We start from the raw sequence: 26,388 nt of genomic DNA on the forward strand, positions 1-26,388 counted from the left end.
CCATGGCTGTAGCTGCCAATAAACGTTCTGTGATGACGCTATTTTCGAGTGCATCTGATATGTATAGTCATCAGGTACGTATTGTTCTAGCGGAAAAAGGTGTCAGTGTTGAAGTAGAATTAGTTGATGAAACCAATCTGCCAGCTGACCTTATTGAGCTAAACCCATATAAGACAGTACCAACGTTAGTTGATCGTGAGCTTGCTCTTTATGACTCAAAGATCATCATGGAATACCTAGATGAGCGTTTCCCTCATCCACCGCTGATGCCTGTTTATCCTGTGGCTCGTGGTAATAGCCGTTTGATGATTTACCGTATTGAGAAAAACTGGTACTCACTGGCTGAGAAAGTAGTGAAGGGTAATGCGGAAGAGTCAGAAGCAGCTCGTAATAAATTACGCAATGATCTGCTTACTCTTGGTCCTGTGTTCGCGGAATACGAATATTTCATGAGTGAAGAGTTTAGCCTCATTGACTGTTATTTAGCTCCATTACTATGGCGCTTACCTATTTTGGGTATTGATCTGATTGGTCCTGGCTCTAAAGAGCTTAAAGTATATATGAATCGTGTTTTTGAGCGTGATTCATTCTTGGCTTCTTTAACAGAAGCTGAACGTGAGATGCGTTTAGTTCGTTAAGGCAGTTTGATGGATATCTCTCAAATGACTCCTCGCCGACCTTATATGCTTAGAGCATTTTATGATTGGCTATTAGAAAATGAATTGACTCCTCATGTTGTTGTGGATGCCACTCTTACGGGTGTACGAGTGCCGATGGAGTTTGTGCAAGATGGACAAATTATCCTTAATCTTGCCCCAAGAGCGATAGGTAACCTTGAGCTTGGCAATGAAGCGATTACGTTCAATGCTCGCTTTGGTGGACGTCCTCATTCGGTCATAGTGCCTTTGTACGCAGTGCAAGCTATCTATGCACGTGAAAACGGTGCAGGTACTATGTTTGAACCTGAAGAGGCTTATATCCCTTATCTAGAAGCGGGCATAACAGAGGAATCTGAACAAGAGCCGATGTTAAGCGTTGCTTCTCAAGAAGATGAGGAATTATTAGAGACTCGAGCACAAGAAACCTCTCGGCCGAAGGGAAAACCAAGCTTAAGAGTTATTAAGTAACTCATTTTCACACATTAAGCAGTCATGATCGAAAAAGCAGCGATATTCGCTGCTTTTTTTCTAAAAAAAAACAAAGGATAACCGAGGTTATTCGCTGTATTGAAATGCCTTAATCACCTGTTTTACGCCTGATATGTTTCGGGCAATATCACTGGCTAGATTAGCCTGTTCTGCCGAGACATAGCCAAGTAAAAATACTTCTCTATTTTCTGTGATTACTTTGATTTTGATTGTGTTCAGTTCAGAATTGGCCAACAGCGCTGATTTTACTTTAGTCGTAATCCAACTGTCGTTACTGATTTCGCCAATTGATAAAGGCGCTTTTATTCTGACTTGATTATGAATGGTTTTGACCCCTTTTGTCTCACGTGCTTTATTTTCAAACTCATTGAGTAATCCGGAGTTTTCAGCTTGTCCCATCAACACGACAATCCCTTGATAAGAACTGGCCGTAATGCGAGTTTTTCCGTTAAAGGGGGCTTTATTGGCGATACCTGCTACTTCAAATTCGATGTTATTATCATTCCAAATTTCTTGAGTGGTTCGAGGGTCTGTTACTAGGCTCGCTGTTGTTGCCGCGCCAGCAAGGATAACTCCTGCACAACCTGATACAGCAAAGCTCAACAGTAGAATGAGTGAAAGTTTTAATCTATTCATTGTCTATTCTTCATGAGAAGGGAAAAGGACTTGATCAATCAAGTCACATAAGCAGTGTAGGGTGACCATATGAACTTCATGGATTCGAGCCGTCCGCTGCGAGGGGATGCGGATCTCCACATCATTTTCACCTAGAAGACCAGCCATTTCTCCACCGTCTTTGCCTGTGAGAGCGATAATCGTCATATCACGAGTCACAGCCGCTTCCATCGCTTTAATGATGTTTTTGCTGTTACCACTGGTTGAAATAGCCAACAAAACATCACCAGGTTGACCAAATGCACGTACCTGTTTCGAGAATATTTCTTGGTAGTGATAGTCGTTAGCAACTGCGGTTAACGTGGTATTGTCTGCGGTTAATGCAATGGCGGGTAAACTCGGGCGTTCAGTTTCAAAACGGTTCAGTAAGCAAGAAGAAAAAAGCTGGGCATTGGCCGAAGAGCCACCATTACCGCAACAGAGAATTTTATGACCGTTAAGTAGCGTTGCCACCATGGCTTGTGCAGCATGCGTGATCGCATGGGGTAGTGCTTCAGCAGCCGCAATTTGAATTTGGATGCTTTCGGTAAAACTGTCTTTAATGCTGTCGAGCATCGTTTATCCTTGAGTTATTGCGTTTTTAATCCACTCAATGTGGTGCACATCTTGGTGGATGGCGATCACATCGAAACGAAAATCGGTGTCATAGGGCGATAGGCCATGTTTCAGTAGCCATAAATTCGCGGTTTTCATCAACTTTGCCATTTTTGCGGTAGTAACCATTTCTGCGGCATGCCCATGACATTGGTTTTTTCTGTATTTAACCTCTACGAACACTAAGGTGTTTTTATCTCGCATAATGAGGTCGATTTCACCGACTTTGGTATTGAAGTTTTGTTCAATAAAAGCCAAACCATAACCTAATAAATAGTGTTTGGCTGCGGTTTCATACTGTTGACCAACTGCGCGGCGACTAAAGAGCGCCATGCACCGCCCAACTGATCTCTCTCTGTACCACGCATTGCTCATCAATACTTAATGTGCCTGTTTTGCCATCGATACTATACCCCTCGACGACCTTCATTTGTGGCAACTCAATCATTAACTGATAAGCATCCATACCTAATGCTTGTAAGCGTCGCTCGCTATTGGAGTTCTTTGGCCACAATTGGTTCATTTCATTATCCAGCATTGAATTGGGATGAATGAGTAATGGAATATCGCTATAAGTTACACCAGAGAGGTCTTCATACTGTGTGTTACCACTGTTACTACGAGAGTTTGAGAACAGTTTAGGTGGCTTAGTGTCAGGGTTAATTGCGACCTCGATAAAGGGTTTAATTAAAGTCAATTCTGCGCTGTTAGCCACGATATAAACCGAATCGATATCACGACGACTGCGGGGCAGGCTTTGCAAATCAATACCCATCAACGCATCCATTTGCGCGATATTTTGTTGGCTATCTTGTAGACCAAATACTGAGTTAATGTTGCGTTGCAATTGACGCTTATCACCAAATAGGTTCACCGATACTTTATTCTTGCTGTATTTTTGCCATTCTGCGTTAAACGCTTCTACTACACGCTGGCCGTAATTACCTTGAGGAGCGAGTATTAAAGGGTATTGATAGCCTTGGCTAAACAGATACTTAGCGGCTTGTTCAACCTCTTGCTCTGGCGAAAGTGCAAGATAGCAAGTGTTAGGATGATCTTCAATTTGGTCTGGAATATTCAACGCCAGCGTAGGGATAGAAGCTAAGCGTGCTTGTTGAAGCTTATGTAGATTCTCGATGTTCTCTTTGATGAGTGGCCCAACAATGAAATCAATGTTTTTTTCAATCAATTGCTTGTCTATGAGCGCGGCGTCTTCGGCATTGGTATCAATCACAGTCAAGGTAGCATTGAGGTCACGGTTACGGTCATTCATCATCGCCATGATAAAGCCATCACGGATCAGTTGAGCTTGCGTGGCAAACTTTCCTGAAAGAGGAAGTAACAACGCGGTGTTAGTGGGCTTGATGATTTCCAGCGCTAAAATATCTTGTATCGCTTTAGGCGTATAACGAGCCGCTGGGTGATTGCTGTTTTCCGCAAGCCATTTTTCGAGCGTATTCTTCAACTGCGGAATATTGCTATTGAGCGTTTTCATATATACAGCCAGTTGTAGCCAGCCATCGAGCACGTTTTCGTTAGGCTCTGGATTTAATTGGGTAATTTCACGTTCGCTATAGTGATTGAAATTGAGCCAAATTTGATCGGCAATCGCCTCTTGCTCGGCATCATCAACGTAAGTGCTTAATGCAATAAGCTCCCTACTTGAATCAAAAGGGCGGCTGAGCGCGGTAAAAATATCGGCGCGCATTTGATGGTATTGAGCCCATGTTTCAGGGCTTAGCTTCCACCAAGCCTGAAAATTAAGCTGAGAGAGCGCTTGTGAAAACTGTTCCGCATTACTCAACAACTGCGCCTTAGCCATTTGCCATTCAGCTTGTTGCGCTTCAGAGAGCGACTGTTTGGCTAAGCGCATAATCAACAGTTGCGCTTGTTCGCTGTTGTTTTCGTTAATGGCGGCTTTAAGAGCCATGATCAACCAATCATTTTGCAGCGAACCTTGGCTACTATCTGCTTGCATCAAGTAAGTTTGCGCTGACTTGGTGGGATCTTGCGTAATATCGACTGAGGTGGGCGTCGACGGTGAAGACGAACACGCCGCCAAAGCCATTGCTAATGCAACGGGCGTGAATAAGCGTGGTACACTGAGTCTCGGATGGTTCTTCATAGCCATGAGTTCTTTCGTTATTCCGTGTAAAATTGTCTCTATATTAATCGTTGAAGTGATGGTAAACAAATGACAGATAGCAAAACCTTGCCAGCAGAGATCCCAACTCTCTACATTGTTCCTACGCCAATTGGCAATTTGGGTGATATTACCCAGCGAGCCATTGAAGTACTCTCAAGTGTTGATGTTATCGCTGCGGAAGATACACGCCATACTGGCAGACTTCTCGCTCACTTCAATATCCAGACTAAAACCTTTGCCTTGCATGATCACAACGAACAGCAAAAAGCACAAGTGTTAGTCGATAAATTATTATCAGGGCAATCTATTGCGTTGGTTTCTGATGCAGGAACGCCACTGATCAGTGATCCAGGGTACCATCTTGTCAATCAGTGTCGTCAAGCTGGTGTGAGAGTTGTGCCACTTCCGGGCGCCTGTGCTGTGATTACTGCGCTCAGTGCATCAGGCTTGCCTTCTGATCGTTTCAGTTTTGAAGGTTTTTTGCCGCCGAAAAGCAAAGGGCGTAAAGATAAATTCCTAGAGATCGCTAAGGCTGAACGCACCTGTATTTTTTATGAGTCACCACACCGAATTAGCGAATCACTGCAAGATATGTTAGCTATCTTAGGGCCAGATCGTAACGTGGTGCTAGCCCGCGAGCTCACCAAAACCTTCGAGACGATTCAAGGTTTGCCGTTAGGCGAACTGATTAATTGGATTAATGAAGATGAGAACCGCAAGCGTGGTGAAATGGTGTTACTGATCCATGGTTACAGAGAAAGCGTGGACGATAGCTTGCCGGACGAAGCATTGCGCAGTTTAGCGATTTTGACAAAAGAGCTGCCTCTGAAAAAAGCGGCCGCATTGGCGGCTGAAATTTATAACCTTAAGAAAAATGCCCTTTATAAGTGGGGGCTTGAAAACCTATCGGCTTAATTAGCCAGCGGCATCTTGATGTTTTAAATCGATGGATAATTAAACGCTTAAGCGTGAATTAAACACAGAAGTTGTTTGAGCCTAGACAGTGCCTATCTTTCTCTATACAATCCGCCCTCGGAGTTGACTGGGTAGTCGCTGCTTCATTGATGTCCTTTAGCCTTGTGCTGGGGAGACTGATGGAGGGGAGGAAAGTCCGGGCTCCATAGAGCAGGGTGCCAGGTAACGCCTGGGGGGCGAAAGCCTACGACAAGTGCAGCAGAGAGAAGACCGCCGATGGCCCAATTTCTTCGGAATGGGCACAGGTAAGGGTGAAAGGGTGCGGTAAGAGCGCACCGTGCGTCTGGCAACAGTTCGTAGCAAGGTAAACTCCACCCGGAGCAAGACCAAATAGGCTTCCACATTGCGTTGCTCGCGTAAGGAAGCGGGTAGGTTGCTTGAGCCAGTGAGTGATTGCTGGCCTAGACGAATGGCTACTGCCGCGCAAGCGGAACAGAACCCGGCTTATACGTCAACTCCACCTATTGCAGACCCATCATAACTCTTGCGGTTATGATGGGTTTTTTGCTTTTTATTGACGAAAATTATTTCGTAAGCACTAAACTTAGCGCAATATCACGTGATGCCAACGTCAAGTGGTAGCGATGCGGCGTTAAATCAGTAAACTGAATACTTGCGCCGTAGCCGATTGCTATATTTCAGCTTTAGCCCGATGAGAAAACGATGACTGAACCTTTTCAACACATTTCTGTACTACTGAATGAATCCATTGATGGCCTTGCTATCAAACCAGACGGTATTTATATCGACGGCACGTTTGGCCGTGGTGGTCATAGTCGTACAATTCTCTCTAAGTTGGGTGACAATGGTCGGCTTTACAGCATAGACCGCGATCCACAAGCGATTGCTGAAGCTGGAAAAATTAACGACCCGCGTTTTACTATCATTCATGGCCCATTCTCTGGCATGGCACAATACGCTGAGCGCTACGATCTGGTTGGGAAAGTAGATGGAGTGCTACTTGATTTAGGCGTTTCCTCGCCGCAGTTGGACGATGCCGAGCGCGGGTTTAGTTTCATGAAAGATGGCCCGCTTGATATGCGTATGGACCCGACGTCAGGGATCCCTGTCTCGCAGTGGCTTGCGCAAGCCGATTTGGACGACATTACTTGGGTGATTCGTGAATTTGGTGAAGACAAGCACGCGCGCCGTATTGCCAAAGCGATTGTCGCTTACCGTGAAGACGATGAAAAAGAGCCTCTGACGCGCACCAGTCAATTGGCTAAACTGATTTCAGAAGCTGCGCCGAAAAGCTTTAAAGAGAAAAAACACCCGGCTACGCGCTCATTTCAAGCATTTCGTATCTATATCAATAGTGAATTAGAAGAGATCGACACTGCATTAAAAGGTGCAGCCAAGATTTTAGCCCCACAAGGGCGCTTATCGGTGATCAGTTTCCATTCGCTTGAAGATCGCATGGTCAAACGCTTTATTCGTAAAGAGAGTAAAGGCCCAGAGGTTCCACATGGTTTACCGTTAACAGAAATACAAATTCAGGCATTGGGCTCAGCCAACTTAAAACCAGTTGGGAAAGCGATTATGCCAACTAAAGAAGAAGTGGAACTCAATCCCCGTTCACGCAGCTCAGTATTACGAGTTGCTGAAAAACTGTAGTCCATGTCTAAATCGCCGCCTAACTTAACCAAACTGATTGCACTTGACCTGTTTACGGTGGGTCGAGTGCCGCTTATTTTGTTAATGTTAATTTTTGCCAGTGCGATGGGAGTGGTGTTTATTACCCACCATTCTAGGCAGGCGATTTCAGAAAAAGATCAAACCTTAGTTGAGCGCGAGCGGCTCGATAATGAATGGCGTAACCTCATTCTTGAGGAAACGGCCCTCGCAGAACATAGCCGCGTGCAGAATCTTGCCAAACAAGAGCTGGAAATGAAGCGACCTGATTCTGATAAAGAAGTGGTGATTACGCTCAAATGAAAAAAAACAAAGACAAAGCCCAAGCGGCACCTCGTCAAGAAAAAGCGACATCTCCTATTTTGATCCGTTGGCGATTCTATCTCATCCTCTTTTTTGTATTCGTTGCTTTCGCTTTATTGGTTGGGCGCGTTGCCTTCATCCAAATTATCGAACCGGATAATTTGATCCGCGAAGGGGATATGCGCTCTGTCCGAGCCAAAACCTTGCCATCGGCACGCGGAATCATTTCAGATCGTAGTGGTGAACCTCTCGCAGTCAGTGTTCCTGTCGATGCAGTATGGGCTGATCCTGTGGCTATTTTTAAAGCCGGCGGCTTAGTTGAACGTGAACGCTGGTACGCACTGGCTGATGTGTTAGGCATTAAGCGCAGTGAGCTGCTGAAAAAAATTGAAGAGAACCAAACCCGCCGTTTTATCTATTTGCAGCGTCAAGTGAGCCCTGCAATGGCCAATTATATTCGCGAACTTAAATTAGCGGGTGTGGGGCTCAAGGCCGAATCTCGCCGTTACTATCCAGCCGGTGAGGCGAGTGCACACTTAATTGGTGTGACGGGCATCGATGGCCACGGTTTAGAAGGGGTTGAGCGCAGCTATGATAAATGGCTGACGGGGGAAGCTGGCAAACAGGTGATCCGCAAAGATCGGTATGGCCGAGTGGTGGAAAATATCTCGCTTGAAGAGCGTGAAGAGGGCAAGCCACTGGCGTTGACCATTGACCAACGTTTGCAAGCGATCGCCTTTCGTGCGGTCAAGCAAGCTGTGGCGGACTATCGTGCCACTTCGGCATCGGCCATTTTGCTCGACGTGAAAACGGGTGCAGTATTAGCGATGGTTAACGCCCCTTCATACAACCCCAATAACCGTTCCGATTGGCAAAGTTTTAAAATGCGTAACCGCGTGATCACGGACGCCTTTGAGCCTGGCTCAACTGTCAAACCTTTTGTGGTATTGGCCGCGCTTGAAAATGGCGTTGCGAATGACAAAACGGTGATTGATACAGGGAATGGCATCATGCAAATCGGTGGTAGTCGAGTGCGTGATACCTCAAAAGTCGGCAAAGCCGATTTAACCTTAATTCTGAAAAAATCGAGTAACATCGGAGTGGCTAAGCTGGCGCTTGAAATGCCTCTCGAAGCTCTATTAGGTATGTATACCTCTGTAGGGCTTGGTGAAATGTCCGGTTTAAACCTCGTCGGTGAGACTTTGGGTATTTTCCCGAATCGCCGCCGTTGGTCACCGTTTGAAATTGCCACCTTGGCATTTGGCTATGGTTTGTCAATTACCCCCATTCAGTTGGCTCATGCTTATGCCACTTTAGGCAATTTAGGTCAGTACCAACCAATCCATATTATTGACAGCAACCAGCAAGATTTATCACGCCAAGTGGTTGATAAAACTAATGCTAAGAAAGTGTTGGAAATGTTAGAAACCGTTACCCAACCCGGTGGCACAGCAACTCAAGCCGCGGTTCCGGGCTATCGCATTGCGGCCAAGTCAGGCACTTCGCGCAAAGCGATTGCCGGCGGTTATGGTGATGAATATTTTGCTTACACGGCAGGAGTTGCTCCAGTGAGCGACCCTCGAGTCTCGTTAGTGGTGATGGTGAATGAACCTCAAGGTGACTTATATTATGGCGGTTCCGTTGCCGGCCCTGTCTTTGCCGAAATAATGAAAGGAGCGTTGCAGATCCTCAATGTCGCTCCTGATGAAAATCGATTCCAAAAATAATTAAGAGAGAAGCACAATGACGCCGAGTATGTGTTTACAAGATCTCATCGCCCCTTGGCTTGACCTCGATGGCCATTCTATTTCAACGTTGTCGGTGACTCGTTTAGTGCTCGATAGCCGTAAAATATCACCCAATGATACCTTTATTGCAGTGGTCGGCCATGCCATCGACGGAAGGCAGTTTATTGATAGCGCTACTCGAGCTGGGGCGAATCTGGTATTGGCTCAAGCGTGTGGGCAGCATCCGCATGGCAGTATGACTACGGTCAATGGCGTGTTAGTGATTTACCTTGCTGATCTAAACCAACATCTATCTCAACTAGCATCGCGGCTTTATCGTTCGAAGACCAATACGTTGATTGGGGTTACGGGAACCAACGGTAAAACCACCATTACTCAATTAATCGCGCAGTGGATTGACTTGTTAGGCGAGAAAGCGGCGGTGCTGGGTACGACGGGGAATGGTTTTCTTAACCATTTACAGCCTGCCGCCAATACCACAGGTAATGCCATTGAGGTCCAAGAAACACTCTATCAATTAGCGCAGCAGGGCGCTCGCTATACCGCGCTGGAAGTCTCTTCGCACGGATTAGTTCAAGGGCGAGTTCAAGCATTGAAGTTCGCTGTGGGCGTGTTTTCTAACTTAAGCCGCGATCATCTCGATTATCATGGAACCATGGAAGAGTACGCCAAAGCAAAGCTCTCCTTATTTACCGCTCATCACTGCCAACACGCTGTCATCAATGCCGACGATGCGGTGGGTGCGAGTTGGTTAGCACAGCTGAAAGCACCGATTGCTGTCTCTTTAAAGCAGCAACCGCAATGCGCTAAAGCGCTGTGGGCGAGCTCGGTCTCTTACAGTGATAATGGTATTTCATTAACCTTCGACGGCTACTATGGTCAAGGTGAATTGAGCGTGTCGTTGATTGGCGAATTTAACGCCAGCAATCTTCTACTCGCTTTTGCCACTATGCTGACTTTAGGGTTTGATAAACAAGCCTTGATGACAACGGCTTCTCAACTGCAGCCGGTCTTAGGGCGAATGGAACTCTTTCAAGCGCCAAATCGTGCGAAGATCGTCGTCGATTATGCACACACGCCCGATGCTTTGGAAAAAGCACTGTTGGCACTTCGCGTTCATTGCCAAGGTCAGCTATGGGCGATTTTTGGTTGTGGTGGCGACCGCGATAAAGGCAAACGTCCGATGATGGCCGAAATTGCAGAGCGCTGCGCCGATAAGGTCATTTTGACCGACGATAACCCTCGTAGCGAAAAACCGGCAGACATTGTGCAAGATATGGTGGCAGGACTTAAGTTTGCAAGTCGCGCACACGTTGAACACAATCGTTATGCTGCCGTGCAATACGCCCTGCAACATGCCGATCAGCAAGACATCATTTTATTGGCAGGCAAAGGCCATGAAGATTATCAAGTGATGGCCCATCAAACTATTCACTATTCGGATCGCGAAACGGCGCAAACCTTACTGGAGATAAGTGCATGATAGAAGTCTCTTTACAGCAATTGACGCACGTTTTGCGTGCACAATTGGTTGGTTGTGATGTCACCGTGTCTGAGGTCTCGACCGACACGCGTCAAATCAAACCCGGTGCGCTCTTTGTTGCCTTGGTCGGGGATAAATTTGATGCTCATGAGTTTGCTGCACAAGCGGTTGCGTCTGGTGCAAAGGCGTTATTGGTTCAGCGCCCTTTGGCGGTTTCGGTTCCTCAACTGGTGGTCACCGACACCAAACAGGCGTTAGGCCAGCTTGGCGCTTGGGTTCACCAACAGTGTCAAACACCGACCGCTGCGATTACAGGCAGTTGCGGTAAAACCACAGTCAAAGAGATGGTGGCAAATATTTTATCAGCCAAAGGCCGCGTGCTCTTTACTGCTGGCAATTTTAATAATGATATCGGCGTGCCGCTCACTCTGCTTCGCTCTGGTCTTAATGATGCGTATGCAGTGATTGAGTTAGGGGCGAATCATATTGGTGAAATTGCTTATACCACCTCTTTAGTGAAGCCGGATGTCGCATTGGTGAACAATGTTGCCGTGGCGCATCTGGAAGGTTTTGGCTCAATTGAGGGTGTAAAACAGGCGAAAGGTGAAATTTATCAAGGCCTTGCTTCAGGTTCGACAGCCATTATTAATTTAGAAAGCCACGGTGGTGAGCGGTGGAGTGCTATTTTAGCGGACAAAACCGTTAAAACCTTTTCCAGCCGTAAAATGGCAGATTTTTACGCCCGTGGTATTAGGCTTAATGAACAAGGTGAAGCCCAGTTTGAAATGATCACACCCGTCGGTCATATTGACATTGGGCTCAATATTGTGGGTGAACATAACGTTTCTAATGCGTTGGCGGCGGCGGCATTAGCCATTGAGTTGGGTGCAAATCTTGAAGAGGTGCAGTACGGACTTGCGCATCTAGCTCCGGTGAAAGGGCGTGTTGATGTCACCCAATTGAGCTCGACTGTGAAACTGATTGATGACAGTTACAATGCCAGTGTTCCAGCAATGAAAGCGGCGGTTGATCTACTTAACACTTTCTCTGCAAGGCGTTGGTTAATTTTAGGTAATATGGCTGAGTTGGGCGATGAAAGCCTTGCACTTCATCGTCAAGTCGGTGAACATGCTGCACCATTCCAGTTTGACTATGTCCTTACTTACGGTCGCGATGCAAAAGTGATCAGTGACCTATGCCATGGCCTCCATTTTGAAAGCCATGCGGACATGATTGCTTATATCGAGCAGCAATTATCACAATTCGATCAAGAGTCTCATACCTTACTTGTCAAAGGTGCAAACAGTGCGGGTATGAGTAAAATTGTGGCTGCTCTCAAGGAGAAATACTCATGATTATTTGGCTCGCGGATCTACTCCAGCCATACTTCTCTTTTTTTCGTCTGTTCGAATATCTCTCATTTCGGGCCATCGTCAGTATTTTAACCGCACTTGCTCTGTCGTTATGGATGGGGCCGCGCTTGATTAAACGTTTGCAACTACTGCAAATTGGTCAAGTAGTGCGTAACGACGGTCCAGAATCACATTTTAGTAAGCGCGGTACGCCAACCATGGGCGGTGTTATGATCCTCGCCTCTATCATTACTACCGTACTGCTGTGGACAGATCTCTCAAACCCTTACGTGTGGGCTGTACTCGCGGTGCTGCTTGGCTATGGCGTAGTCGGTTTTGTGGATGATTATCGCAAAGTGGTGCGTAAAAACAGTGATGGATTGATCGCGCGCTGGAAATACTTTTGGCAGTCGGCCATTGCGTTGATAGTGGCGTTTGCTCTCTATGCGCATGGCAACGATACCGCAGCTACTCAGCTTGTGGTGCCTTTCTTTAAAGATGTGATGCCGCAACTGGGCTTGCTCTACATTGTGCTGACCTATTTTGTCATCGTCGGAACCAGTAACGCGGTGAACTTAACCGATGGTCTGGACGGTTTAGCCATCATGCCGACTGTTTTAGTTGCTGCCGGTTTTGCTGTGATTGCATGGGCAACTGGGAACGTCAATTTCGCCAGTTATCTGCATATTCCTTATGTTCCTTATGCCTCAGAGCTAGTGGTGGTGTGTACTGCAATTGTGGGGGCCGGTTTAGGTTTTCTGTGGTTCAACACTTATCCTGCACAAGTCTTTATGGGCGATGTGGGTTCACTCGCTCTAGGCGGTGCACTCGGTACAATTGCGGTGTTGGTTCGTCAAGAGTTTGTGTTAGTGATCATGGGCGGTGTGTTTGTGATGGAAACCTTGTCGGTGATTTTACAAGTCGGTTCCTACAAATTACGTGGTCAACGTATTTTCCGGATGGCCCCTATCCATCACCACTATGAATTGAAAGGTTGGCCAGAACCACGTGTGATCGTCCGTTTTTGGATTATCTCAATTGTGTTGGTGTTAGTGGGTTTGGCTACACTAAAAGTGCGCTAGTGATAGAGCAAAACGGTGTTGAATGGAATGAAGATGGATCGTTGGCAAACTGTTAATAATGTGGTGGTCGTGGGGCTCGGTATGACGGGCCTCTCGGTGGTGAACTACCTTTTGAGTTTAGATCGCTCGCTCACGATTAAGGTGATCGACACGCGGGAAAACCCGCCAGGTCGAGAGCATTTAAGCTCGCAAGTTGAGCTACATTGTGGTGGCTGGAACCAAGCTTGGCTATTTGACGCTGACCTGATTGTTACTAATCCGGGTATTGCTTTAGCTACGCCAGAGATTCAACAGGCGTTAGCACAACATATTCCCGTGGTGGGCGATATTGAGCTCTTTGCTTGGCAGGTGGATAAGCCTGTTATCGCTATCACAGGAGCCAACGGCAAGAGCACAGTGACGGATTTAACCGGAGTACTTGCTAAAGCTGCTGGGGTTAAGGTTGCCGTTGGCGGCAATATTGGTGTGCCTGCTTTAGATCTACTTCAGCAAGAGGCCGATCTTTATGTGCTGGAGCTCTCAAGCTTCCAGCTAGAAACGACCTCAAGTTTAAAACTCGTCTCTGCTGCCTTTCTCAATCTGACTGAAGATCATATGGATCGCTACGATGGTATGGAATCGTATCGCCAAGCTAAATTACGCATTTTTAAGTATGCGCAAGCGGCGGTCGTGAACGCCGATGATAGCCAGACGGAACCTCCCTCATTTTCAGGTCACATCGCACGTTTTTCCGTTGAACATGACGCCGACTATTGCACGCAAATGATTGATGGAAAATCGTTCTTAGTGGCGAAAGGCACGTCATTGTTGGCAAGCGAGGAGCTCAGCTTAGTGGGACGACACAATAGTGCCAACGTGCTCACTGTACTCGCACTGCTCGATTTGGCGGGTGTTGATTACTCATCTGCGCTTGATGCATTGAAATCTTACCGCGGGCTGACACATCGTTGTCAGGTTGTTGCTGATAATCACGGCGTAAAATGGGTCAATGACTCGAAAGCGACCAATGTCGCAAGCACTCAAGCGGCGTTGTCGGGGTTAAATTGCCAAGGGACTTTGTATCTGCTTGTGGGGGGCGTTGGCAAGGGCGCTGATTTCTCGCCATTAGCACCGATACTAAAAACATTGAACGTAAAACTGTGCTGTTTTGGCGTTGACGGTGGGCAATTCATGCCACTGCATCCATCGGCTCAGTTCTATTCATCGATGGAAGAGATTATCGTATCGATCAAACCGCAGCTGCGCCGTGGTGATATGGTGATGCTCTCGCCTGCTTGTGCCAGTTTTGATCAGTTTAAAAACTTTATGGCCAGAGGTGACGCCTTTGCCGAGCTTGCGCAGCGTTACGCTTAATCAGTAGGAAATTGCATTTTGTCCTTTTCAAGCCTCATCAAAATGACTCGTCAATGGTTTCAGAGCCAAGCGCCTGAAGCCTTGTTTGATCGTCAATTGGTATGGATTGCTTTAGGTTTGATGCTGACTGGGCTGGTGATGGTGACATCGGCTTCGTTTCCTATCAGTTCGCGTTTAACGGATCAACCGTTTCACTTTATGTTTCGTCACGCCATTTTCTTGATGCTGGCCATCGTGACATCGAGTGTGGTGTTGCAAGTGCCAATGAAACGTTGGATGCAATACAGCTCGGTGCTACTTGGCGTCTCTTTTATGCTGCTGATTGTGGTTTTGCTCGCGGGCAAATCGGTCAATGGTGCCTCGCGTTGGATCCCTTTGGGGTTATTTAACCTGCAACCTGCTGAGGTCGCGAAACTGTCACTGTTTATTTTCATGGCTGGTTACTTAGTTCGTAAACAAGATGAAGTGAGGCAAACCTTTTTTGGTGGTTTCATGAAACCGATTATGGTGTTTGGAACCTTGGCTATCTTGCTACTTGGTCAGCCAGATTTGGGAACCGTAGTTGTGATGCTGGTGACTCTGTTTGGTATGCTGTTTATTGCTGGGGCCAAACTATCACAATTTATTGCGCTCATGGTGGCTGGAATTGTTGCGGTAATCGCACTGATTGCGGCAGAGCCTTACCGTATTCGCCGTGTAACTTCATTTCTTGACCCGTGGGAAGACCCGTTTGGCAGCGGTTATCAATTGACTCAATCTTTGATGGCCTTTGGTCGTGGAGAGTGGTTTGGTCAAGGGCTTGGTAACTCGATTCAAAAGCTAGAGTACTTACCTGAAGCGCACACTGATTTCGTATTTGCAGTGCTGGCTGAAGAGCTCGGTTTTGTTGGCGTTGTACTGGTTCTATTGCTGATTTTTAGTCTAGTGCTTAAAGCGGTGTTTATCGGTAAAAAAGCCTTTGAGCATGATCAGCAATTTGGTGGCTATTTGGCCTTTGGGATTGGAATTTGGTTTGCATTCCAAACACTCGTCAATGTGGGTGCTGCAGCGGGTATGGTGCCGACTAAGGGCCTAACGCTGCCCTTGATCAGTTACGGCGGTTCAAGCTTAATTATTATGTCGGTTGCGGTGTCGATCTTATTGAGAATTGATCATGAATGTCGACTCAAAGATCGCAATCGAGTGTCTATAGAAAAAGAATCCAATGATAAACAATAAACGTTTAATGGTTATGGCTGGTGGCACGGGGGGACATGTTTTTCCCGGTCTCGCTGTGGCTAAACAGCTCCAACAGCAAGGTTGGCAGATCCGCTGGCTAGGGACTGCGGATCGGATGGAAGCAGAATTAGTGCCTAAACATGGTATTGAGATCGACTTTATTCAGGTCAAAGGTTTACGTGGCCAAGGCATAGGGCGTTTGCTGAAAGCGCCTTTTCAAATTGTGAACGCGATTTTTCAAGCGCGTCGTTATTTGAAGCAGTGGCAACCTGATGCGGTGCTCGGCATGGGCGGATACGTCAGTGGCCCCGGTGGCGTGGCAGCGTGGTCTATGGGAATTCCCGTTGTGCTTCACGAGCAAAATGCCGTAGCAGGGTTAACCAACCGTTGGCTTTCGAAAATTGCCAAACGCGTATTTCAAGCCTTCCCCGGTGCCTTTACTGAGGCACAAGTCGTAGGTAACCCTGTACGTCAAGATGTCGCTACATTACCCGCACCGCAAGTGCGCTTTGCTGAGCGAAATGAACCGATCCGCATTCTCGTGATGGGCGGCAGCCAAGGTGCGCAGATTCTGAACCGAACTTTGCCTGACGTACTAGCTGTGCTTGGCGATGATTACCAAGTTTGCCATCAAGCAGGCAAGAATAATCAACAGTCGGTTGAGCAAGCTTATCGCGCGCTTCAGATCAAAAATGCACACGTTACCGAGTTCATTGAGGATGTGGCTGGCGCTTATGCGTGGGCTGATTTACTGGTGTGCCGCTCGGGAGCATTAACGGTTTCTGAAGTGGCAGCGGCCGGTGTTGGCGCTATATTTATCCCTTTTATGCATAAAGACCGACAGCAAGCGCTTAACGCGGATCACTTAGTCGCTTGTGGTGCGGCCAAAATGATTGAACAGCCGCAGCTCACAGTAGAAAAACTAGCGCAAGAGATTGCTTCTCTTGAGCGTCATGATTTGCTGTTGATGGCGCAACAAGCGCGTGCAGCCGCACAGCTGGATGCTGATAAAGTCGTTGCCGACGCTATCATCGCACTTACCCAATAACGAGAAATTTTTCATGACCATTAAACATACTCAAGATTTAGCTCAAATCCGTGCCATGGTGCCAGAGATGCGCCGCGTCAAGTGTATTCACTTTGTCGGTATTGGTGGGGCGGGAATGAGCGGAATTGCAGAAGTATTACTCAATGAAGGCTACCAAATTACCGGCTCTGATCTCGCTTCCAACCCTGTGACTGAAAGATTGGCAAGTAAAGGGGCTATCATTTATATCGGTCATCAAGCCACTAATATTGAACTCGCCAGCGTGGTGGTAGTCTCTACTGCAATCGATGAGCTAAATCCTGAACTGAAAGCGGCGCGTGAGCGACGCATTCCTATTGTTCGTCGTGCAGAAATGTTGGCGGAATTAATGCGTTTTCGTCATGGCATTGCGGTGGCTGGTACGCATGGTAAAACAACGACTACGGCATTGGTTACGCAAATTTATTCTGAGGCTGGTTTAGATCCCACGTTTGTTAATGGCGGGTTAGTCAAAAGCGCTGGCACCAATGCGCGTTTGGGTTCAAGTCGGATTTTGATTGCTGAAGCTGACGAAAGTGATGCTTCATTCCTTCATCTTCAGCCTATGGTTAGTATCGTGACTAACATCGAAGCGGATCACATGGATACGTATGGCGGTGATTTTGAAACGCTCAAACAGACCTTCATCGATTTCCTACACAACCTGCCATTTTATGGTCAGGCGATATTATGTATTGATGATCCTGTTGTGCGTGAAATCATTCCACGTATCAGCCGTCAAGTGATCACCTACGGTTTTGCCGATGATGCCGATGTCAGGATTGAGAATTACCATCAGCAGGGGCAACAAGGCCAGTTTACGGTCGTCAGACAGGGACGAGCCAATCTGGATATCACGCTGAATATTCCAGGTCGTCATAATGCGCTTAATGCCTCCGCGGCTATTGCCGTGGCAACGGAAGACGACATCAGCGATGAAGCGATTTTAAAAGCGATGGCTAGCACCCAAGGTACGGGACGTCGTTTTGATCATCTTGGCGAGTTTGATACGGGCAATGGGGTTGCGATGCTCGTTGATGATTATGGTCATCATCCGACCGAGGTGGGCGTGACTATTAAGGCGGCGCGTAGTGGTTGGCAAGAAAAACGGCTAGTGATGATTTTCCAACCCCATCGCTACAGTCGAACTCGCGATCTGTATGATGATTTTGCCAATGTACTGGAGCAAGTCGATGTGCTGATCATGCTCGATGTCTATGCAGCAGGAGAAAAGCCGATTGCGGGAGCCGATGGTCGATCGTTGTGCCGAACGATACGCAGTCGCGGTAAAATTGATCCTATTTTTGTTCCCGACAGCACCATACTGCCTTCGATTCTGGCTAATGTATTACAAGATGGTGACCTCGTGCTGACGCAAGGTGCTGGGGATATCGGCAAGGTAGCGAAACATTTAGCGGGGCTCGAACTGAATATCAGTAAAATGCAACAGGTTTAATTTAAATGGCTTATTTGTGTATCAATATTGAATAACATGGTATCCAGTCCAGATTTATTACTTTCAATGTTTGATACTTTCAGCGACCTCAGTATAATCCGGAGGTTAAAGTCAGTGCTTTTACCTCTATTGTGAACCAAATAGGGCATGCGATTGCGATTTAGAAACAGGAACATCAGGCTTTGTTAATGAATGTGTTCGATGAAAGCCGAGCTGTGTCCCGTTCGCCACTCATAAAAGATCACGCCGCTGGCGCTATTTTTTTATTTGTGGTGTTGTTGCTGATAAGTTCACTCATTTATTCAACACTCAGTTGGATGTGGGACGAACAGAGGCTACCGCTTTCAAAAATTGTTCTACAAGGTGACTTGCAATACGTATCTTCGCTAGATGTGCAGCGCGCTTTTGCTCAGTTGGATCATATCGGTACTTTCATGTCGCAAGATATTAACGTACTTCAATCGAGTGTACAGGTCATCCCGTGGGTGGCCCATGCATCGATTCGTAAACAATGGCCTGACACAATAAAAGTGTTTCTGACAGAGTATAGAGCGGTAGCGATTTGGAATGGCAACGCTTTGTTAGACGGATATGGCACGGTATTTAATGGTGATATTGGTCAATTGAACGGCGATAGAGTGAAACTTTATGGCCCGCAAGGAACCAGTCGCGAAGTACTGGATGTTTGGAATAAAACGAACCCTAAGTTTCAATCATTAAACTTAAATATATCGTCACTGTTACTCAACGATCGTCGAGCGTGGCAAATAATTTTAGATAATGGCATCCGCTTAGAGTTAGGTAAAGAATCACTAGATGAGCGAGTTGCACGTTTTATTTCGCTGTATAAGAATTTAGGTAATAAAGCTGAACAAGTTAGCTATATCGATCTTAGATATGATACAGGAGCCGCAGTAGGTTGGTTCCCTGAACAAGAAGCACAAGAGAGTAAAAATGACTAAGACCGCTGATGACAACATTATTGTTGGTCTTGATATAGGCACAGCCACCGTGTCAGCTTTAGTCGGTGAAATACTGCCTGACGGTCAAATTAATATTATTGGCGCTGGTACGAGCCCATCCCGTGGGATGGATAAAGGGGGAGTTAACGATCTTGAATCGGTCGTTAAGTCTGTCCAAAGAGCGGTTGACCAAGCAGAATTAATGGCGGAATGCCAAATTAGTAATGTGTTTCTCTCTCTATCTGGGCGACATATTGCGAGCCGTATTGAAAAAGGCATGGGAACTATTTCGGATGAAGAAGTTTCTCAAGAAGATATGGATCGAGCGATTCATACCGCCAAATCAATAAAAATTGGGGAAGAGCAAAGAATATTGCACGTCATTCCTCAAGAATTTACGATTGATTACCAAGAGGGAATTAAAAACCCGCTTGGTTTATCAGGTGTGCGCATGGAAGTGAGCGTGCATCTTATTTCTTGTCATAATGATATGGCGAGAAATATTATCAAAGCGGTAGAACGCTGTGGTTTAAAAGTTGAACAACTGGTTTACTCTGGTTTAGCGGCAAGTAATGCAGTTATTACGGAAGATGAGCGAGAGTTAGGTGTGTGCGTGATTGATATAGGCGCAGGCACTATGGATGTTGCTATCTGGACCGGTGGTGCGTTACGACATACTGAAGTGTTTTCTTATGCAGGAAACGCAGTAACCAGTGATATTGCTTTTGCATTTGGCACACCAGTCAGTGATGCTGAAGAGATTAAAGTAAAATATGGCTGTGCGCTGAGTGAATTGGTAAGCAAGGATGATACCGTTAACGTCCCAAGTGTAGGAGGAAGACCTTCGCGAAGTTTGCAAAGACAAACCTTGTCGGAAGTGATTGAACCTCGCTACACTGAATTAATGGGATTAGTTAACCAAACTATAGATACTGTCCAAGACAAATTGCGCAAAAATGGCATTAAACACCATTTAGCGGCTGGTGTTGTTTTAACTGGCGGCGCTGCGCAAATTGAAGGTTTGGTTGAGTGTGCGGAACGCGTTTTCCGCAATCAAGTTCGCGTAGGCAAGCCTTTAGAGGTGAGTGGCCTTACAGATTACGTAAAAGAGCCGTATCATTCTACGGCGGTTGGTTTACTTCATTATGCGAAAGAGAGCCAAATTAATGACGACACGGAATACAGCGAACCGAAACGCCAATCCATGTCGAGCTTAATTGGTCGTTTGCGTAACTGGATACAAAAAGAGTTTTAACCTGAGTTGCAGGGAAAACGGAGATAACACATGTTTGAACCGATGATGGAAATGTCTGACGATGCTGTAATTAAAGTCGTTGGAGTTGGTGGTGGTGGCGGTAACGCTGTTGAACACATGGTGCGTGAGTCCATCGAAGGCGTGGAATTCATCAGTGTCAATACCGATGCGCAAGCACTTCGTAAAACAAGCGTAAGTAGCGTCATTCAAATTGGTGGTGATATCACTAAAGGTTTGGGTGCTGGTGCAAACCCGCAAGTTGGACGTGATGCAGCTCTAGAAGACAGAGAAAGAATTAAAGAAGTTCTGATGGGTGCCGATATGGTGTTTATCGCAGCTGGTATGGGCGGTGGTACAGGTACTGGTGCAGCTCCTGTTATTGCAGAAGTTGCCAAAGAACTGGGTATCTTAACCGTAGCGGTTGTCACGAAACCTTTCAGTTTTGAAGGAAAAAAACGTTTGGCATTTGCTGAACAAGGTATTGAAGAGTTGTCAAAACACGTTGACTCTTTGATTACCATTCCTAATGAAAAACTACTGAAAGTATTAGGTCGTGGTATTACTTTGCTCGAAGCCTTTGCAAGCGCGAATGACGTGCTTAAAAATGCAGTGCAAGGTATTGCAGAGCTAATTACACGCCCAGGCATGATTAACGTGGACTTTGCTGACGTACGTACTGTGATGTCAGAAATGGGCCACGCTATGATGGGTAGTGGAGTCGCTCGCGGCGAAGATCGTGCAGAAGAAGCGGCAGAGATGGCAATTTCTAGCCCTCTTTTGGAAGATATTGATCTTGCAGGCGCTCGTGGCGTGTTGGTCAATATTACTGCTGGTTTGGATATGCGACTAGACGAATTCGAAACCGTCGGTAATACTGTTAAGGCGTTTGCGTCTGACAATGCGACAGTTGTCATCGGTACTTCGTTAGATCCTGATATGGCAGACGAAATTCGCGTGACTGTCGTTGCAACGGGTATTGGCAATGAGAAAAAGCCAGACATTACTTTAGTTGCAGGCGGTAAAGCCAAAGTCGCACCAGCAGTTCAACCACAAATGGTTCAGCAAGCAGCGAAAATCGAAGAAAAAACGGCACAGCCTTTGCAAGAAAGAGCAGAAGTGAAACCGCAATCAGCATCGTCGTCAACTGTTTCATCTTCTTCCGGTGCAAGCCAAAATACGGCACCGAAAGCAGATAAGGAAAATGGATATCTTGATATCCCAGCATTTTTACGTCGTCAGGCTGATTAACAATTAGACATAATTTGACACTGTTCAAAATTATGGTAGCATTCGCGGTCGGTGCTTTACCGACCGTGTTTTGTCGCACTGACATAGAGGCAAGTAGATGATCAGACAACGAACTCTGAAAGAAATAGTGAAAACAACTGGGGTGGGCTTACACTCTGGTCGTAAAGTCACATTAACGCTTCGCCCTGCTGCTGCAAACACTGGGATCATTTACCGCCGTACTGATGTCAATCCTCCAGTAGACTTCCCTGCGGACCCTGAATCTGTTCGCGATACCATGCTATGTACTGCTTTGGTCAACGATGAAGGTATTCGTATCTCTACTGTTGAGCACTTAAATGCAGCATTAGCGGGCATGGGAATCGACAACGTTATCATCGAAGTTGACGCACCTGAAATTCCTATTATGGATGGTAGTGCTAGCCCATTTGTTTACTTGCTACAACAAGCGGGCATTCAAACGCTGAATACACCAAAACGTTTTATTCGAATTAAGAAACCAGTTCGATTTGAAGATGGTGATAAGTGGGCGGAACTTGTACCCCATAACGGTTTTCGTATGGATTTTGAGATTGACTTTCAACATCCTGCTATCGATTCTGATGAACAACGCATGGTGTTTGATTTTTCCTCGCAAGGTTTCGTCAAAGAAATTTCAAGAGCTCGTACTTTTGGTTTCATGCGTGACATTGAGTACCTACAATCGCAAAACCTCTGTTTAGGTGGTAGCTTTGATTGCGCCATCGTATTAGATGAATACCGTATTCTTAATGAAGAAGGTTTGCGTTTTGCCAATGAGTTTGTCACTCATAAAGTATTGGATGCCATTGGTGACTTGTACATGTGTGGTCACTCCATTGTGGGTGAGTTCCGTGCTTATAAATCAGGCCATGGTTTAAATAACCAGCTACTGCGTGCGGTCTTAGCCGACCAAGAGGCGTGGGAATGGGCTACTTTTGAAGAAGAAGTTGGCTCTCCAGTGGCGTTTGCTGAACCAAATATGGTTCTCGCTTAATCGCAATTTTTAAATAAAAAGGCCAGACAGTTGTCTGGCCTTTTTATTTGTACTAATTCATTGATGACGCTTATTTGGGCCTAGCCAATTTCGCCAAATTTTCCAAACGTTTTTTGACTTTAGGGGAAGCGCTACTCGCCACCATCAGTAATGCCTGGGCCGTATTTTCAGATAGTGGTGGGCGAGCGACCGTTTCTTTTTCTTCTTTCATACCACGATTACGATAGAGCGCTGGGTTTATCTTGAGCTCAATGCTGATCAATTTGGCAAATCCTTGGTTGCGTAACTGATTCAAAATGTGTAATCGGTCATAATCAAGCTTCATTTTTATTGATGCACTGGCCACTTCAACGATTAAGTGACCACCGCGCACATTAGCGGCTCGGACATGATCGGCCGTTCCTTTAGGAAGCAACTTATTGAGCACTTTATTTAAAGCGAGGATCTCGGTGGCATGTTGCTGTATTTTCTTTAGAGATGAATCGCTGATCAGCTCTTTCGTTAACGTGGGACGGTGATCGCGCATGGTGTCTCCCTCTTAAGTTGCCATTCAATTCTATTGTGGTGCCTATGATGCGTATAGTAATAAATCCATGTTATTGCTTAAACAGTGCTCAAAAAGCGTAAAAATATTAAGTGTGCTTCAAACAAACAGTTTTGCTATTGGTTGTTGCCGCAAAAATTCCTTACACTATGCGTTACATAATTATTTAATACCTTGAAAATAAACCTCACCGTCACAATATCTGTGATACATGATTTATCTCAGTATCCTTAGTTCAAAACTGGTAGAGACTGACGGCATTAAGAGTAGATCGAAAACGATCTAATAAAGAGAGATTCCTGACACATGATAACTAAGCTACTGACAAAGGTTATTGGCAGTCGCAATGACAGAACGCTGCGCCGCCTTAAAAAAATTGTCAAAGAGATCAACAGCTACGAGCCTACTTTTGAAGCACTAACTGATGAAGAATTAAAAGCCAAAACGGTTGAGTTTCGTCAACGTTTAGAGCAAGGTGAAACCTTAGACCAATTACTTCCTGAAGCATTTGCCACCGTGCGTGAAGCGTCCAAGCGCGTATATGGTATGCGTCACTTCGACGTACAGTTGATCGGCGGTATGGTTCTCAACGCGGGTCAAATCGCAGAAATGCGCACTGGTGAAGGTAAAACGTTAACCGCGACTTTACCTGCGTATCTCAATGCCTTGCCTGGCAAAGGCGTGCACATTGTTACTGTCAACGATTATCTTGCTAAACGTGACGCAGAAACAAACCGCCCACTGTTTGAATTTTTAGGCATGACGGTCGGTATTAACGTACCCAATATGCCACCACAAGAGAAAAAACTTTCTTATCAAGCCGATATTCTTTACGGGACCAATAACGAGTTTGGTTTCGATTACTTACGCGACAACATGGCTTTCCGTAAAGAAGATCGTGTACAGCGTGAACGTTTCTTTGCCGTAGTCGATGAAGTAGACTCGATTCTTATTGATGAAGCGCGAACGCCGTTGATCATCTCGGGTCCTGCAGAAGATAGTTCTGAGTTGTACATCCGCATTAATACCCTCATTCCACTTCTGCAAAAGCAAGATAAAGAAGATTCTGAAGAGTATCGTGGTGATGGTCACTACACGGTTGACGAAAAATCAAAACAAGTTCATTTGACTGAAACGGGTCAAGAATTTGTTGAAGAGTTGATGGTGAAAAATGGTTTGATGGAAGAGGGCGATACTCTTTATTCACCCACGAACATTAGCTTACTTCACCACGTCAATGCCGCATTGCGTGCGCATGTGTTATTTGAGAAAAACGTTGATTACATCGTGACAGAAGAGGGCGAAGTGGTCATCGTTGATGAGCACACTGGCCGCACTATGCCAGGTCGTCGTTGGTCTGAAGGTTTACACCAAGCTGTCGAGGCGAAAGAAGGTGTTAAAATCCAAAACGAGAACCAGACTCTTGCGTCGATCACCTTCCAAAACTATTTCCGTTTATACGAAAAACTTTCTGGTATGACGGGCACTGCCGATACCGAAGCGTTCGAATTCCAATCGATTTACGGTTTGGAAACCGTGGTGATCCCAACCAATAAACCTATGGTTCGTGATGATATGCCTGATGTGGTGTATCGCACTGAAGCTGAAAAATTTGCGGCGATCATTGAAGACATCAAAGCGCGTGTTGCGAAAGGTCAGCCAACGCTAGTCGGTACGGTTTCGATTGAGAAATCTGAACTACTTTCTAATGCGTTGAAGCAAGCTAAAGTGAAACATAACGTGCTTAACGCGAAATTCCATGAAAAAGAAGCAGAAATTGTAGCGCAAGCGGGTATTCCGGGCGCGGTGACGATTGCGACTAACATGGCTGGTCGTGGTACTGATATTGTATTGGGCGGCAGCTGGCAGGCACAAATTGAGCAGCTAGAGAATCCAACACAAGAGCAGATCGATGAGATCAAAGCTAAGTGGAAAGAGGTTCATAACCAAGTGTTAGCCGCTGGTGGTCTGCACATTATTGGTACTGAACGTCACGAATCTCGTCGTATCGATAACCAGTTACGTGGTCGTTCTGGTCGTCAAGGGGATGCGGGTTCTTCACGTTTCTATCTATCGATGGAAGATTCACTGCTGCGTATCTTCACCTCAGATCGTATGGCAAGCCTTATCCAAAGTGGTATGGATGAAGGTGAAGCGATCGAAAGTAAGATGCTTTCTCGCTCGATTGAAAAAGCGCAACGTAAAGTCGAAGGACGTAACTTTGATATTCGTAAACAGCTTCTTGAATACGATGATGTTGCTAACGATCAACGTAAAGTAGTTTATGAGCTGCGTGATGAGCTCATGGAAGCAGACGATATCAGCGAAATGATTGAGCAGAATCGTCAAGATGTTCTGACTTCCGTTATTGACGAATACATTCCGCCACAATCACTTGAGGATATGTGGGATGTTAAAGGATTGGAAGATCGTTTGAAAAACGATTTTGATTTAGAGCTGCCATTACAGCAATGGCTAGATGCTGATGATAAATTGTACGAAGAAGCGCTGCGCGAACGTATTCTTGAACAAGCGGTTAGTGTGTATCGTGAAAAAGAGAAAGCGGTTGGGGCTTCTGTTCTGCGTAATTTTGAAAAATCGGTCATGCTACAAACTCTGGATACTTTGTGGAAAGAGCATCTAGCGGCGATGGATCATTTGCGCCAAGGCATCCACCTACGTGGCTATGCGCAGAAAAACCCAAAACAAGAGTACAAGCGTGAGTCATTTGAGCTGTTTGAAGAACTACTGAATTCTTTAAAAACCGATGTGATTACTATCTTGTCGAAGGTGCGCGTACAGCAGCAAGAAGAAGTTGAACGTATGGAAGCACAGCGTCAAGCGCAAGCGGAAGAAGCCGCGCGTCGCCAACAGTTCCAGCACCAAAGTGCCGATAGTTCGGTTGCAGATGAAGCTTCAGAAGATCAAGGACACCAGCCTATGGTTCGTGAAGAGCGCAAAGTTGGTCGTAATGAGCCTTGCCCTTGTGGTAGCGGTAAAAAGTACAAACAGTGCCACGGACAGATCAACTGATCCCTTGAATGATCACCCCAAGAGTCGCTTAGGCGACTCTTTTTTTAACTCAATATTTCTCATCTTTATTTTCTAGGTTGGGAAGTCGGCGAATCGGAGT

The 26,388-nt window shown here is 46.0% G+C and carries 23 protein-coding genes and 1 other RNA gene; 19 read left to right on the forward strand and 5 right to left on the reverse strand.

The window, feature by feature from the left end; translation table 11 throughout:
* Window positions 1–2 precede the first annotated feature (2 nt).
* Entirely contained in the window at window positions 3–638 is a 636-nt protein-coding gene (gene sspA / locus N5E84_RS01135) for a stringent starvation protein SspA (RefSeq protein WP_026027272.1), read from the forward strand.
* Between the two features lie 9 nt (window positions 639–647).
* Window positions 648–1,127, forward strand: a complete 480-nt coding sequence (gene sspB / locus N5E84_RS01140) for a ClpXP protease specificity-enhancing factor (protein WP_026027949.1) — start codon at window positions 648–650, stop codon at window positions 1,125–1,127.
* Window positions 1,128–1,214: 87 nt separating this feature from the next.
* On the opposite strand, the gene N5E84_RS01145 is transcribed toward sspB, so the two are convergent.
* Genes N5E84_RS01145 through N5E84_RS01160 form a run of 4 tightly spaced genes read right to left on the reverse strand, consistent with a single transcriptional unit; the run spans window position 1,215 to window position 4,542 of the window.
* On the reverse strand, window positions 1,215–1,784 hold the full coding sequence (locus N5E84_RS01145) for a BON domain-containing protein (protein WP_017042658.1): 570 nt from the start codon (window positions 1,782–1,784) through the stop codon (window positions 1,215–1,217).
* Window positions 1,785–1,787: 3 nt separating this feature from the next.
* On the reverse strand, window positions 1,788–2,378 hold the full coding sequence (locus tag N5E84_RS01150) for a phosphoheptose isomerase (protein ID WP_010318025.1): 591 nt from the start codon (window positions 2,376–2,378) through the stop codon (window positions 1,788–1,790).
* Window positions 2,379–2,381: 3 nt separating this feature from the next.
* Window positions 2,382–2,750 (reverse strand): YraN family protein, encoded by a 369-nt coding sequence (locus tag N5E84_RS01155; protein WP_019283355.1) that lies wholly within the window; start codon window positions 2,748–2,750, stop codon window positions 2,382–2,384.
* Window positions 2,737–4,542, reverse strand: coding sequence for a penicillin-binding protein activator (locus tag N5E84_RS01160; RefSeq protein WP_029388462.1), 1,806 nt, complete (start codon window positions 4,540–4,542; stop codon window positions 2,737–2,739). The genes N5E84_RS01155 and N5E84_RS01160 overlap by 14 nt, the downstream gene beginning before the upstream one ends.
* Window positions 4,543–4,611: 69 nt before the next feature.
* Between N5E84_RS01160 and rsmI the strand changes: the two genes are divergently transcribed.
* The 16 genes from rsmI (at window position 4,612) to lpxC (ending at window position 22,711) form a co-directional block, all read left to right on the forward strand.
* Window positions 4,612–5,478 carry a 16S rRNA (cytidine(1402)-2'-O)-methyltransferase gene (gene rsmI, locus N5E84_RS01165; RefSeq protein ID WP_013856074.1) on the forward strand — a complete coding sequence of 289 codons (867 nt, stop codon included), beginning with the start codon at window positions 4,612–4,614 and terminating at the stop codon, window positions 5,476–5,478.
* Window positions 5,479–5,597: 119 nt separating this feature from the next.
* An RNA gene (gene rnpB / locus N5E84_RS01170) (RNase P RNA component class A) lies at window positions 5,598–6,001 on the forward strand.
* Window positions 6,002–6,201: 200 nt separating this feature from the next.
* Window positions 6,202–7,152 (forward strand): 16S rRNA (cytosine(1402)-N(4))-methyltransferase RsmH, encoded by a 951-nt coding sequence (gene rsmH, locus N5E84_RS01175; protein ID WP_010318016.1) that lies wholly within the window; start codon window positions 6,202–6,204, stop codon window positions 7,150–7,152.
* A gap of 3 nt (window positions 7,153–7,155) precedes the next feature.
* Window positions 7,156–7,473: a cell division protein FtsL gene (gene ftsL, locus N5E84_RS01180; RefSeq protein WP_010318013.1), complete on the forward strand. Its 318-nt coding sequence runs from the start codon at window positions 7,156–7,158 to the stop codon at window positions 7,471–7,473.
* Window positions 7,470–9,200, forward strand: a complete 1,731-nt coding sequence (locus tag N5E84_RS01185) for a penicillin-binding transpeptidase domain-containing protein (protein WP_069211948.1) — start codon at window positions 7,470–7,472, stop codon at window positions 9,198–9,200. The genes ftsL and N5E84_RS01185 overlap by 4 nt, the downstream gene beginning before the upstream one ends.
* 16 nt (window positions 9,201–9,216) lie before the next feature.
* A complete protein-coding gene (gene murE, locus N5E84_RS01190) occupies window positions 9,217–10,704 on the forward strand; it encodes a UDP-N-acetylmuramoyl-L-alanyl-D-glutamate--2,6-diaminopimelate ligase (RefSeq protein ID WP_019283358.1) in 1,488 nt (495 codons plus the stop codon).
* A complete protein-coding gene (gene murF / locus N5E84_RS01195; RefSeq protein WP_019283359.1) occupies window positions 10,701–12,059 on the forward strand; it encodes a UDP-N-acetylmuramoyl-tripeptide--D-alanyl-D-alanine ligase in 1,359 nt (452 codons plus the stop codon). Before murE ends, murF begins: the two co-directional genes overlap by 4 nt.
* A complete protein-coding gene (gene mraY, locus N5E84_RS01200) occupies window positions 12,056–13,138 on the forward strand; it encodes a phospho-N-acetylmuramoyl-pentapeptide-transferase (protein WP_013856079.1) in 1,083 nt (360 codons plus the stop codon). Before murF ends, mraY begins: the two co-directional genes overlap by 4 nt.
* A 15-nt stretch (window positions 13,139–13,153) precedes the next feature.
* A complete protein-coding gene (murD, locus tag N5E84_RS01205; protein WP_019283360.1) occupies window positions 13,154–14,491 on the forward strand; it encodes a UDP-N-acetylmuramoyl-L-alanine--D-glutamate ligase in 1,338 nt (445 codons plus the stop codon).
* A gap of 42 nt (window positions 14,492–14,533) precedes the next feature.
* Window positions 14,534–15,709: a cell division protein FtsW gene (ftsW, locus tag N5E84_RS01210; RefSeq protein ID WP_038148764.1), complete on the forward strand. Its 1,176-nt coding sequence runs from the start codon at window positions 14,534–14,536 to the stop codon at window positions 15,707–15,709.
* A complete protein-coding gene (murG, locus tag N5E84_RS01215) occupies window positions 15,696–16,757 on the forward strand; it encodes an undecaprenyldiphospho-muramoylpentapeptide beta-N-acetylglucosaminyltransferase (protein WP_017042648.1) in 1,062 nt (353 codons plus the stop codon). The genes ftsW and murG overlap by 14 nt, the downstream gene beginning before the upstream one ends.
* Before the next feature lie 13 nt (window positions 16,758–16,770).
* Window positions 16,771–18,231 (forward strand): UDP-N-acetylmuramate--L-alanine ligase, encoded by a 1,461-nt coding sequence (murC, locus tag N5E84_RS01220; protein WP_013856083.1) that lies wholly within the window; start codon window positions 16,771–16,773, stop codon window positions 18,229–18,231.
* A gap of 188 nt (window positions 18,232–18,419) precedes the next feature.
* Window positions 18,420–19,193: a cell division protein FtsQ/DivIB gene (locus N5E84_RS01225; RefSeq protein ID WP_095661318.1), complete on the forward strand. Its 774-nt coding sequence runs from the start codon at window positions 18,420–18,422 to the stop codon at window positions 19,191–19,193.
* Window positions 19,186–20,448, forward strand: coding sequence for a cell division protein FtsA (gene ftsA / locus N5E84_RS01230; RefSeq protein WP_010317995.1), 1,263 nt, complete (start codon window positions 19,186–19,188; stop codon window positions 20,446–20,448). The genes N5E84_RS01225 and ftsA overlap by 8 nt, the downstream gene beginning before the upstream one ends.
* Window positions 20,449–20,478: 30 nt before the next feature.
* Window positions 20,479–21,696, forward strand: coding sequence for a cell division protein FtsZ (ftsZ, locus tag N5E84_RS01235; protein ID WP_017042647.1), 1,218 nt, complete (start codon window positions 20,479–20,481; stop codon window positions 21,694–21,696).
* A 97-nt stretch (window positions 21,697–21,793) separates the two neighbouring features.
* Entirely contained in the window at window positions 21,794–22,711 is a 918-nt protein-coding gene (gene lpxC / locus N5E84_RS01240) for a UDP-3-O-acyl-N-acetylglucosamine deacetylase (RefSeq protein WP_010317993.1), read from the forward strand.
* A gap of 70 nt (window positions 22,712–22,781) precedes the next feature.
* Here lpxC and N5E84_RS01245 read toward each other — a convergent pair whose 3' ends face one another.
* Window positions 22,782–23,237 (reverse strand): DUF721 domain-containing protein, encoded by a 456-nt coding sequence (locus N5E84_RS01245; RefSeq protein WP_017046518.1) that lies wholly within the window; start codon window positions 23,235–23,237, stop codon window positions 22,782–22,784.
* Window positions 23,238–23,561: 324 nt separating this feature from the next.
* Here N5E84_RS01245 and secA point away from each other — a divergent pair, with 324 nt between their 5' ends.
* Complete coding sequence (gene secA / locus N5E84_RS01250) at window positions 23,562–26,288, forward strand: preprotein translocase subunit SecA (RefSeq protein WP_013856087.1); 2,727 nt, start codon at window positions 23,562–23,564, stop codon at window positions 26,286–26,288.
* Window positions 26,289–26,388 lie beyond the last annotated feature (100 nt).

This window comes from Vibrio sp. J502 (genome assembly GCF_025397955.1).
Lineage (GTDB): Bacteria > Pseudomonadota > Gammaproteobacteria > Enterobacterales > Vibrionaceae > Vibrio > Vibrio anguillarum.